Annotated in this window: 11 protein-coding genes; 8 read left to right on the top strand and 3 right to left on the bottom strand. The window is 41.1% G+C overall.

All coding sequences use genetic code 11. From position 1 onward, the window contains the following. From DP117_RS35715 to DP117_RS31090, 3 genes are all read left to right on the top strand, one after another. On the top strand, positions 1-189 hold a 189-nt coding region (locus DP117_RS35715), incomplete at its 5' end, for a hypothetical protein (RefSeq protein WP_211176446.1). A gap of 241 nt (positions 190-430) precedes the next feature. Continuing rightward, positions 431-757, top strand: a complete 327-nt coding sequence (gene clpS / locus DP117_RS31095) for an ATP-dependent Clp protease adapter ClpS (RefSeq protein ID WP_169222047.1) — start codon at positions 431-433, stop codon at positions 755-757. 12 nt (positions 758-769) lie between these two features. Continuing rightward, positions 770-1,066 carry a DUF2103 domain-containing protein gene (locus DP117_RS31090; protein WP_169222046.1) on the top strand — a complete coding sequence of 99 codons (297 nt, stop codon included), beginning with the start codon at positions 770-772 and terminating at the stop codon, positions 1,064-1,066. Positions 1,067-1,159: 93 nt separating this feature from the next. Here the strand turns inward: DP117_RS31090 and DP117_RS31085 are convergent, their stop codons facing one another. After that, the gene (locus DP117_RS31085) at positions 1,160-1,480 is read right to left on the bottom strand and encodes a hypothetical protein (protein ID WP_169222045.1); all 321 of its coding nucleotides are present in this window, start codon (positions 1,478-1,480) and stop codon (positions 1,160-1,162) included. 168 nt (positions 1,481-1,648) lie between these two features. Beyond that, positions 1,649-2,140 (bottom strand): molybdenum cofactor biosynthesis protein MoaE, encoded by a 492-nt coding sequence (locus DP117_RS31080; protein ID WP_169222044.1) that lies wholly within the window; start codon positions 2,138-2,140, stop codon positions 1,649-1,651. 780 nt (positions 2,141-2,920) lie between these two features. Here DP117_RS31080 and DP117_RS36700 point away from each other — a divergent pair. From DP117_RS36700 to DP117_RS31055, 4 genes are all read left to right on the top strand, one after another. Then, positions 2,921-5,524, top strand: a complete 2,604-nt coding sequence (locus DP117_RS36700) for a PAS domain S-box protein (protein WP_248277912.1) — start codon at positions 2,921-2,923, stop codon at positions 5,522-5,524. Positions 5,525-5,625: 101 nt separating this feature from the next. Further along, a complete protein-coding gene (locus DP117_RS31065; RefSeq protein WP_169222043.1) occupies positions 5,626-6,411 on the top strand; it encodes an ABC transporter ATP-binding protein in 786 nt (261 codons plus the stop codon). A 40-nt stretch (positions 6,412-6,451) separates the two neighbouring features. Further along, entirely contained in the window at positions 6,452-7,345 is an 894-nt protein-coding gene (locus DP117_RS31060) for an ABC transporter substrate-binding protein (protein WP_169222042.1), read from the top strand. A 199-nt stretch (positions 7,346-7,544) separates the two neighbouring features. Then, complete coding sequence (locus DP117_RS31055) at positions 7,545-8,456, top strand: PEP-CTERM sorting domain-containing protein (protein WP_169222041.1); 912 nt, start codon at positions 7,545-7,547, stop codon at positions 8,454-8,456. Between the two features lie 457 nt (positions 8,457-8,913). On the opposite strand, the gene DP117_RS31050 is transcribed toward DP117_RS31055, so the two are convergent. Further along, positions 8,914-9,876: an undecaprenyl-diphosphate phosphatase gene (locus DP117_RS31050; RefSeq protein WP_169222040.1), complete on the bottom strand. Its 963-nt coding sequence runs from the start codon at positions 9,874-9,876 to the stop codon at positions 8,914-8,916. Between the two features lie 291 nt (positions 9,877-10,167). Between DP117_RS31050 and DP117_RS31045 the strand changes: the two genes are divergently transcribed. Further along, on the top strand, positions 10,168-10,908 hold the full coding sequence (locus tag DP117_RS31045) for a DUF3120 domain-containing protein (protein ID WP_169222039.1): 741 nt from the start codon (positions 10,168-10,170) through the stop codon (positions 10,906-10,908). Positions 10,909-11,061 lie beyond the last annotated feature (153 nt).

Here is an 11,061-nt window from a genome sequence, read left to right as displayed (position 1 = left end):
GCTCCACTTGGGGAAACACGCGCTTGTGCTACAACGGAGGGAACCTCCAAGGGCGCACTGGCTCAACGGACAGGTGCCTCAAGTCGGGAAACCCGCCCACAGCACTGTCCTCCCCAAGACCGCACTGGCTCCTCCGTGGGGGCCGGTGAGTTCCCCACCTCCCCATCTCCCCACTCGCTGCGCTCATAAGGTACGGCATCGCGTAGCGTTGCGAGTGTTAGCGCAGGCCCCCAAAGGGGCTAGCGAAGCAATCTCAAAATTCGCTCATTAATAATTCTTTTTTTGAATTTTGAATTTTGAATTTTGAATTCCTCCGCAGGAGATCTCCCCACCTCCTGATCTCTGCTCAAAAACTCCGCATTACTCTTGAGTATGGACTAAACTAGTTAACTGTAGTTTTGTTTTATTAAGCTTATTGGCTAGGTGCTTTATGATAACCAGACTTTCAGCAGCTGTTTACGGAATGGCAACAGCACCAACAAAAGCTCCTGAACGGTCTAGTCAAGTGACCCGCAAGCCATATCCGAATTATAAAGTGATTGTATTAGATGATGATTTTAATACTTTCCAGCATGTTCACGATTGTTTGGTAAAGTATATTCCGGGTATGACTAGCGATCGCGCTTGGAAACTCACTAACCAAGTGCATTACGAAGGTCAAGCTATTGTCTGGACCGGTCCCCAAGAACCTGCTGAATTCTATCATCAGCAGCTTAGCCGAGCTGGTTTGACGATGGCTCCTCTTGAAGCCGCATAATAGTGTAAAATCATGGCAAAACCCACAGAGGGCAGACTTGTTTGGAATCACTCAACCCACATTCATGGTCTTATCCCAATTCTAGAACGTCTCATCAAGCAGGATGGAATTCAAACCGTCACACCGGGACAAATTGGGCGAGTCAAAGGTCATAGCCCTCATTTACAATTACGAATCTCTGTACCGATTCGAGGTGGCTTTAAGGCGATCGCACGCCACGGGAAAACAGTGCAAGAGGTGTTTATCCTGACAAATTTAGAGCAAAGTCGCCTCGAAGAGGCGATCGCCTTTGCAATGAAAAAGTCATGAATCGCCAATCGCCATTCGTTCTACCAATGAACGCAACTTGCACCAACTCTCGGGCGAAGCCGCAAAAGCGCAGTGACTCTTAATGACTAATCACTATTCCTCAACATGACGCACTGCAAATTTATGTAGTGGCAAACTGACGATACAAGAAAATGTTAAAAAGTATGACAGGGCGGCTGTGATTTTTAAACTCATCATGACAGTTTCCCAGTCAGGTAAAACTATTTTTTGAATTGCAAAAGCAACACAGTAAACTAGCCAGTAAGAAAAGCTCATCCTAAAAAGAATCTCTTCTGTTTCTTCTGTTTCATCTTTTTTCTGCTCACCTTCCCATAGTAACAATAGACCTGCAATACAAGCGATGAAGGAAAGAAGTACAAAAAAATCGTGACAAACTAAATTTACTGAATGCATGTGTTGATATCCCAAAAGTTTTCTTTTTCTATAAAAGATCAGTCTAAAGGAATAATCTTTTGGGATAAGCAAATAGTAACAAACTGAAATAGATAACTCTCAATTTTGTAAATAAGTGCAAAGAAATTATAAGTTTGTTGTTAATTGTTGATGATGAATTGTTATTCATTAACAGTCTTGAACTTCACACGCACCAATACTCACCCAAGTACTTGAACCATCTGCCCAATGTTCTTTTTTCCAAATCGGGGCATTGTGTTTGAGAGTATCTATAGCATAGCGACAAGCTTCAAATGCTTCAGAACGATGGGGACAACCGACTGCGACTAAAACGCTGATTTCACCAACTTGCAAGCGCCCAACACGATGAGAAATGACGACGCGGTTGACAACAGCCCATTTTTCACGAATTTGGGCAGCAATTTGATAAAACACCTGCATTGCCATCGGTTCATAAGCTTGATATTCTAGGGAAACTACAGGTTTACCATCTGTTTGATTACGAACCATCCCACTCATCATTACAATCGCACCATTTCCATCAGTCTCTGCTTTCGCGTAAACCTCCTCAACAGACAATGGCGCAAAACTAATTGAAAAGCTATCTTCAGTTCTCGGCTTAACAGAAAAGGCAGATGAAGCCACCAGACCCAAGTTCATGTTAATAATTTTTCTCCCTAATCAGGGAGTTGATACATTTCACCGCGTTTATATTTTACATCAAATGACAAATAAGTCTGTTGAGAACTTTTCTTTTTTTACTCCTCAGACTTGATAGAAAGAAATCTTGTTACGCTTCGCGAACAGACTTTTGAGCTTTTCTCACGAAGTATTCTAAGTTGACTTCTAAAAAAAAGAATACCAACAATTATGGATATTTTGTTGACTGTACGTAAAAATACTGAATTGAAAAATAATTGTCATCCTCCTTTAGACATATTACTATAAAGTTGTCTGATAACTCGTTTGAAGAATCTGACAGTAAACAAGCCACGGCTTAAAGCTGTGGTGTTTCGCCTTTAATTTGTGTAACGCATTGTCCCCTAGAAATGGGCAGCACCGAAGCTTTGATCGGAGGAAACCTCCGCTCAAACTTCTCGCTTACTACGACAGTCGTCTTGACTCCACGATTAATCGTAAAGCTTTAAAGCCTGCCCATTTCTTACGTGTTAGACCCCGTCATGTAGTTAAGCTATCTGGTGTAGCAAGAGCGATTTAACCTAGAGGTTGAGTCCAGTTCAAGCCACTAGTTTCAAGTAGTCTAAGTAACTACCTTTGGTTTGGGAAAATAAAAAAGTAAATGTACATGACAGTGACAAACCGATTTACAGTAGACGTTGTTCTCAAGCCGCCACCTTAAAACTTCCTTTGTAGAAGAATCTGGAGAACCGTTTCTTACATCAAAGCAAGCAATTATTCAAGTTTATAGGAAAAGATATAATGAACCCTTTATTGTCTAACAATGAAGCAGCAAGGCTTGTGGCTCTCCATCAATATCAGATTCTCGGTACAACATCAACACAACAAGCATTTGATGATTTGGCATTCTTAGCCGCCCAGATTTGCGCTACACCCATAGCATTAATAAATTTGATAGACGATAACCGTCAGTGCTTCAAAGCTAAAGTTGGGTTGGATGTAGAAGAAATGGCTGTAGATATTGGGTTTTGTCCCCTTTGTATCCAACTACGTGATGTTTTGATTATTCCTGACACTTTGAGTGATGAACAATTTGCGACTAATCCGGTGGTGACCTCGGCTCCTCATGTGAGATTTTATGCTGGAGTTCCTATGGTAACATCAGAAGGACATGCATTAGGTACAATATGTGTTGCTGATTACGTACCGAGGGAAATCAGCCCTAAACAAGTGGAGTCACTCAAAGCAGTTAGTCGCTTAGTGATGAAACAACTAGAGTTAAGACAGAATTTCACTCAGATAACTAGTATAAAAGAGGAAATTACTGAACGTAAGCAAATAGAAGAAAAATTGCGTTGGAAAGAAACACTTTTGCGCTCAATAACTGGCGTCTCTCCACTAGCATTTTACATTGTTGATGACCGTAGTGGTGATATTCTCTATATCAATGAACGCTTTTGTGAAATCTGGGGACTTGAAAACTTCAAAAAGCAAATTGAAAGCGGTAAATTGAAGCATCTGGATATTCTGAACCAATGCAGCAAATTAACAGAAGTTTCCCCTTTTATTTCCTGCCAATCTCTTTATAGTGAAGTGTGTATATGTGAAGATGAAATTTTCTTGAATGATGGTCGTACTATCAGGCAGTTTTCTGAACGCATTCGAGAGGAAAACGACCAATATTTTGCATGGCTATATATTTTTGAGGATATTACCGTACGCAAACTAGCAGAACAGCAAGTTCGCGAACAAAAAGCATTACTTGATGTCGTTACAGACGCAATTATTGTGCGTGATTTAAACAATCAAATTTTACAATGGAATAAAAGTGCTGAGAACCTTTACGGCTGGAATGCACAAGACGCTCTTGGTAAAAATGCAGAGGAGATTTTAGATCACGAATCCTTGCCACAACACAGGAAAATTTACAAACATGTTTTGGAGTTTGACTCATGGCAGGGTGAGTTACAAACAATGACTAAATCTGGCAAACAAATTATTGTTGAAAGTCATTGGACACTCATTCGAGATGAGAATCTTCAACCGAAATCAATTCTTGTGGTTGATACTGATATCACACAGAAAAGACAACTAGAAAAACAATTTTTACGCAATCAGCGCCTGGAGAGTATAGGAACTCTCGCAAGTGGCATTGTTCACGATTTAAATAATGTGCTGTCTCCAATTTTAATGTCCGCACAAATGCTCAAAACAGAATGCCATGATGAACGTAGTCAGCGAGTGTTAACGATTGTAGAAAATAACGCTAAACGCGGTGCAAATTTAGTGAAACAGGTGCTATCCTTTGCAAGGGGAATTGAAGAAGATTGGGCAAAATCTAGCACCCTGAGCAGCGATGGTGCGAATCATCAGTCTGTTTGGGGCGATGCTCTTGAAGGAAATCATGTAAAGCACAATTCTCTCAAACAGAGCTATTCAACAAAAGCCGATTCTCCCTTGGTGAGTCATCCAAAAGGTGCTCGCACTGCACTTCAATTGCAGCACTTGATTTTAGAAATGACGCAAATTGTTGAACAAACTTTTCCTAAATCAATAGATGTTCAAACTGAAATTGAATCAAATTTATTACCCATATGTGGTGACAACACACAAATTCATCAAGTGTTGATGAATTTGTGTGTTAATGGACGTGATGCTATGACGTATGGCGGAACTTTGAAAATTTCTGCCAAGAATACTTTTATTGATGAAAACTTTGCCAAAATGCATCTTGATGCTAAAGTGGGTCCTTATATTGTCCTCACAGTTTCTGATACAGGAATTGGCATTCCTAGCGAGCTATTAGATAAAATTTTTGAACCATTTTTTACCACTAAAGAATTTGGTAAAGGAACCGGACTTGGATTGTCAACTGTCATAAGTATTATTAAAAGCCATGATGGGTTCGTTACCGTATCTAGTAGCGTAGGCAAAGGCACAAAGTTTCAGGTTTACTTACCAGCGGTTCAGACAGCAGTGACGCAGTTAACAGAAGATTTAGAGACAATACCGACAGGATGCGGAGAATGGATTTTGATTGTAGATGACGAACCTGCTATCAGAGAAATTACAAAAGTTTCGTTAGAAAAGAATAATTATAAAGCAATGACTGCAAGTGATGGCATAGAAGCAGTCGCACTCTACGCTCAGCATAAAGAAAAAATTAGTGCGGCAATTATCGATATGATCATGCCAGAGATGGATGGAGTCACGACCATCAATACTTTGCACAAAATGAATCCATTGCTGCGTATCATTGCTGTGAGTGGACTTGCCACAAGCGAACAAGTCCCACTAAATGAAGCCTTTAAGATCATAAAATTCTTGTCTAAGCCCCATACAGCACACGAGTTACTCAAAACTTTGCATTCAGTTATTTCACAAAAGAATGGGACAGATGCGTAGTAATTAGTAATATATCATGCGCCTGATGTGCGACAGTACACAGAATTTGCGGTAGGGTGAGAAACTGTAACTGCTCTCATGTCACGGATTGGCGTCATAAAATGCCATTAGAAACAAAAAATCTCACTGGTGGATACGATAGTAAACCGATTGTCCAAGAAATCCAAATCGCACTCCAAGCGGGAGAATGGCTAAGTCTAGTTGGTGCAAATGGTTCGGGAAAATCCACCCTCCTAAAACTCATGAGTCGCCTGCTAAAACCGCAAACAGGCGCTGTGCTACTCGATGGGAAAGCCATTCACACTCAAAAGGCTACTGCTGTCGCTCAAAAATTAGCGTTATTACCGCAACAGCAAACGATACCACCGGGGTTATCAGTACGACAGTTGGTATCTTTAGGACGAACTCCTCATCAACCTTGGTGGCAATGGGAGTTAGACTCAGAAGATAGAGATAAAGTCGAGAATGCTTTAGAATTAACTAGGATGCAATCTTTGTGCGATCGCCCTGTCGAACAATTATCCGGTGGTGAACGACAAAGAGCTTTTTTAGCGTTAGCGTTAGCTCAAGATCCACAAGTTCTGCTATTAGATGAACCAACGACTTATTTAGATATCCGCTACCAGTTACAGTTACTAGAACTGCTCAAACAACTCAACGAAGAACAAAGTTTATCCATTATCACAGTATTGCACGATGTGAATTTAGCCGCAAGGTATAGTTCTCGCATTGCATTGTTGTGTCAAGGTAAAATTTGGGCAGTGGGAGAACCAAGAATAGTTTTGACACCTGAAAATTTAGCTGATGTTTTGGGTGTAGAAATTGCTGTCTTGGAAACACCAGTTGGTTTGCAAATTTGCTCCTTAGCTGCTATTGCTTCGGAGTAGCAAGCTGCATCTAGTCATGAATAAAAATGATAGGGTAACTATGCAACGTCGTATCATACTATTTGGGTTAATACTGTGGTTAAGTCTTGTGACTTTTGCTTGCACAAATGTAACGACTGGGCAGGCACAAAATATAGATACAAGTCCTACCTCTAGATCGCAGCAATCACAACAGTCAGTCAAAAGAATCGTTACCCTCACATCTCTTTCATCTGATATTATTTCTCAACTTGATAACACAAAACTCGTTGGTATAACTGGTAGTGATTTATTTAAAAATGTCTCACGATTTAAAGATATTCCTCGTGTGAGTCAGGGACAAGCAACACCAAATTTAGAGAAAATCGTTGCGCTGAAACCAGATTTGGTGATTGGCGCGTCAGGTTTTTCTAACCTGACTACCGACAAACTTAAAGAACTGGGTATAACAACTTTACTCACTAAAGTTGATAATTGGGAGGCACTACAAAATTTAACCAAAACTCTGGCAAAAATGGTTAATGCTGATGCAACATCGCTATTAAACCGCTATCAAACATTTTTGCCAGAGAAACAGACTCAGCATCCTTATACATTAGTACTGGTTAGCCGTCAACCCATTTTGTCACCAAGCAGAAAAAGTTGGGCAGGAAGTTTACTAGAGAAATTTGAAGCACAAAATGTGTCAGCAGATTTGCAAGGTAAAATTTCAATACCTGGTTATGTGACGCTTTCTGCTGAGAAAGTTTTAGAAGCAAATCCAGAAGTCTTAATTGTTGTTAGTCCTCAACCTGGATTATTAAAATCTTTCAAATCAGAGTCTTTTTGGGATAAACTCAAAGCGACGAAAAATAATCGAGTCTACGAGTTCGACTATTACGGACTTGTCAATCCTGGTAGTATAGATGCGATTGAAAAAGCTTGTCAGCAATTAAAAGTCGCTTTATCAAAGTAAAAAGTAAAAAGAGAATCCCCCAACTAGGAAAAATATAGCTTTCTCTTTCGTTTGCTACCAACATCCCGTATAATATTTGCAATCGATAGGGCAAATTGACTCATGACCTATCGCAGTGTCTTCAGTTTTGATGTACTTGCAACTCTTACTTTAGGGTAAATCTACCAGCAACCTTTACCTATTTGTAGGAGCTAGTTTCATGACTCGATTAAGGATTAGAAAAAAGTTACGCAAGGCTTGTACTAAAGCAAAATACACGACTCTCAAAGCACTAACCTGGAAACACACAAGTTCAGGAAAATTAATCGCTCAAGTGAGTACACCAGTTATTGCTGTAACAGCAGTCATAGGAGTTGGGTTTAGAGTTCATGCCTATCAAATATATACTGGTGGGGAAAGAGGACGTGGAGAACCTGATTACCCTCGTCTAACAAGCACCCCTAACGCTGACACAACTCGTGATGAGTTCCTTGCCAATTTAGATAGTTACGGAACTGAAACTTTTGAGGGGTTTGCCCCTCAAACCACCCAGCCCCTGACTCTCTCTTTCTCTGGTGTGGGAACTGCAATTTTTCAGGGTAGAGGAACTGTACGCAATTTACCTACCGGCACCAGCAATATTATACGGGGGACTTACCCAATATCAGGCAACCAATATCTAGAAGCCCATGTTAGCACTGGTCCACTTTCAGATCCTAAGACTTTCTTCAGTTCGATAACTTTTTCTCAGCCAGTCGCAGCTTTAGGATTTTACGCTACAGCTGTTAGCGATTACTTTATAAATCCCCCTGTCTCGCTAGAACTCACACGGGTGAACGGTAGTACACAAAGGCTGCCTATCCCTAGTTTTGGATTACCTTTCGATGTAACTGTACAATATTACGGTATCATCGCACAAGACCCTAGCGAAGAATTCATCAAAGTCAGGTTTCAACCACAAAGTTCTCGAAGTGATGCTTTCGGTTTGGATGACGTAACTGTCGCCAAGTTGAATCAGGTAAAATCTTCTAAACCTGTCCCCGAACCTGCAACAATATTGGGTGTACTAGCAGCAAGTGGTTTTGGTGTGGCTTTACGCCGCAAATTCAAGCAACACAAACAGACTGCCTAGGAATCAGCTCAAAGCCTCAAGAAATCATCAAGTCTGCAAGTTCAACTATCACAGACTTGTCCATCTTGTCTGTGTAGATACAGTTGAGAAATTTTCTTAGTGAGCAATTACTCCCTTCCCAGTCTAAGATTACCTATCTTCTTTTTCTTCTTCCTATGCGCCAAGGGCGCACGCTGCGCGCTCCGTGTCCTAGCCTTCGGCACGCCGCTAGCCCCTAAGGGGGCGCTGCGCAAACGCGTCTAACGCGTCTTTGTGGTTCGTTAAATTAGGTATTCTTCTGGCGGTTCGGGAGTAATTGTCAATTATCAATTATCAGTTGTCAGTTATCAATGATCGATTTGATAATTATTCATTGTTCATTGATAACTGTTCATTGTTCATTGATAATTGATTCTTCACTACAGGCAGTCATCAATAGCCCATAGTTATGAGATTGTGGGCTATTGACTATTGACTATCAAATATTCTTCAAGAATCCTGCTCCAATCGCTCCTAATATAAGTACGCCAAACACCAACCGATACCAAATAAATACCCAAGTGCTTTGAGTTTTCAAAAAGCGTAACAATCCGGCGATCGCTATATAAGAAAATATTCCAGCAGAAACAACGCCAACAACCAGAGGAACTATCCCTGCATTCTCTAACCCTCCTCCCAAAACATCTTTTAACTCAACTAACCCAGCTAAGGTAATAGCAGGCATACCCAGCAAAAAAGAAAACCTTGCTGCTGTTGCTCTTTCTAAACCCATAAATAATCCGGCTGTCAGAGTTGAACCGGAACGAGAGACACCAGGAATTACTGTTAAAGCTTGAGCTAATCCCATGAATATACCATCTGACATATTCAGTTGACTAAATTCCCGCTTTCGTGTACCAATTTTTTCTGCTATCCCTAATAAGAGCGACATCACAATTGAAGCAATTGCGATCGCCCCCATACTCCGCAAGGGTGAGTTATCAAAATCAGGAATAAACTTTTTGATGAGAAGTCCAAAAAAGACAATTGGCAATGTTCCGATGAGAATTCCCAGGGTGATACGAAAGTCGTTGTCTTGGTAATCAGAACGGGCGATCGCTCTTGCTGCTCCCGTGAAAAGTTGCTTCAAATCACTCCAAAAATACCAGAGTACAGCCGCAATACTTCCAAGCTGAATCACAGCGGTAAAAGCAACTCCTGGATCACCCCAACCAAGAACGACAGGCACAACTTTTAAGTGTGCTGTACTACTAATTGGCAGAAATTCTGTAGCTCCTTGTACAAATCCTAAAACAATAGCCTGAAAAATATTCATTTGTTGCACCCCATCCGCTGCTACCTTGGGTTCGGTACTGAGAACTTTTATTGGTTCTGCGACAACCGAGATGATCGCAGAAACAACACCCAAAAACAAGAACAATTGACGTTTTGATAGAGCCATTCCTTTACCTACGCTCACTGTCTTTACAACCAAATACACAAACAGCCCACACACAAACCCGGAGGCAAAATAGCTTTTTGCTGGAGTGCTGCACGGAAAAACTTCCGCATGAAGTCCTCACTTTACGGTTCGGAGCCTATTTTCCCCAAAATAGGGAAATACGTAAATGAAATGCTCAAACATTAACACATTCTTAATTCTCAGATTAAGCTAGAATCAATATGCCCCTAGGGGGGATTGTTGTTGTGATATCTTAAATAAGATAAAGATAAGTAACAAATATTAAAAACATTGGTTAACAATACTTTGTCTTCTTACGCTGCTTCTACTACTACGATCCAGCCAGTTCTGCCAACGAAAAGCGCTGATGTTCCTTTGTTATGGAAAGTCGTCTCTCAACCAGCTTGGTTAGTTTTTGCGGCGGCTGTCTTTTTAGTGTCTGTGCCTGTGTTTATTGAAGCACCACTTGTGCGATCGCTTCCCTGGTTAAGTTTGGCTCTAACAGCAGGTTGGGTATGGTTAAGTTTTAAATTAATGTCGCGTCCCTCTACGTATGTCTGGGGAGATTTGCTTTTAGGATTTAGTTGGAGTTGGCTGGCTGGTTCAATTTACTGGGGTTGGTTGCGCTGGGAACCGTTATGGCATTTACCTGTTGAATGTATAGGTTTACCGTTTGCGTTGTGGAGTCTGAGTCGGAGTTGGTGCAAAATCGGTAACTGGTTCTATTTAGGTTCATTATTTGGTACAGTCTTAACAGATGTGTATTTCTATCTGGTAGATTTAATTCCTTATTGGCGGCAAATCGTGCGAGTAGAATCCACATCTGATGTAACAGCAATTTTACAAAGTGCTTTGACACAAGTCCAAACACCTTGGGGACAGGCTTGGGCGCTGACTCTCGCCATAGTTTTGTTAACAGTAGGAATTTTGTCTTTATCTGGGAAGCGGCGTCACTGTTATGCTTTTAGTGGAGCCGTTTTGAGTACTATTTTGGTAGACTGTCTATTTTTGCTGGCTGCAGTTCTAGCGTGAACATTAGCTTGTGTGCTGGGATAACCATAGGACTTACGCAAGAACTCTCTAAAACTCTTCTTCCTATGCGCCAAGGGCGCACGCTGCGCTAATGTGTCCTATGCCCTGCGGGCACGCTACGCTAATGCGTCCTATGTCCTATGCCCTGCGGGC

It is taken from the genome of Brasilonema sp. UFV-L1, from assembly GCF_012912105.1.
GTDB lineage: Bacteria > Cyanobacteriota > Cyanobacteriia > Cyanobacteriales > Nostocaceae > Brasilonema.
Note: the sequence above shows the minus strand (reverse complement) of the source record. Positions and strands in the feature narration are given on the sequence as shown.

Excerpts from the sequence above, each read along its gene's own strand:
- clpS (WP_169222047.1), top strand. The coding sequence starts at position 431 with ATGATAACCAGACTTTCAGCAGCTGTTTACGGAATGGCAACAGCACCA.
- DP117_RS31090 (WP_169222046.1), top strand. The coding sequence starts at position 770 with ATGGCAAAACCCACAGAGGGCAGACTTGTTTGGAATCACTCAACCCAC.
- DP117_RS31085 (WP_169222045.1), bottom strand. The coding sequence starts at position 1,480 with ATGCATTCAGTAAATTTAGTTTGTCACGATTTTTTTGTACTTCTTTCC.
- DP117_RS31080 (WP_169222044.1), bottom strand. The coding sequence starts at position 2,140 with ATGAACTTGGGTCTGGTGGCTTCATCTGCCTTTTCTGTTAAGCCGAGA.
- DP117_RS36700 (WP_248277912.1), top strand. The coding sequence starts at position 2,921 with ATGAACCCTTTATTGTCTAACAATGAAGCAGCAAGGCTTGTGGCTCTC.
- DP117_RS31065 (WP_169222043.1), top strand. The coding sequence starts at position 5,626 with ATGCCATTAGAAACAAAAAATCTCACTGGTGGATACGATAGTAAACCG.
- DP117_RS31060 (WP_169222042.1), top strand. The coding sequence starts at position 6,452 with ATGCAACGTCGTATCATACTATTTGGGTTAATACTGTGGTTAAGTCTT.
- DP117_RS31055 (WP_169222041.1), top strand. The coding sequence starts at position 7,545 with ATGACTCGATTAAGGATTAGAAAAAAGTTACGCAAGGCTTGTACTAAA.
- DP117_RS31050 (WP_169222040.1), bottom strand. The coding sequence starts at position 9,876 with ATGGCTCTATCAAAACGTCAATTGTTCTTGTTTTTGGGTGTTGTTTCT.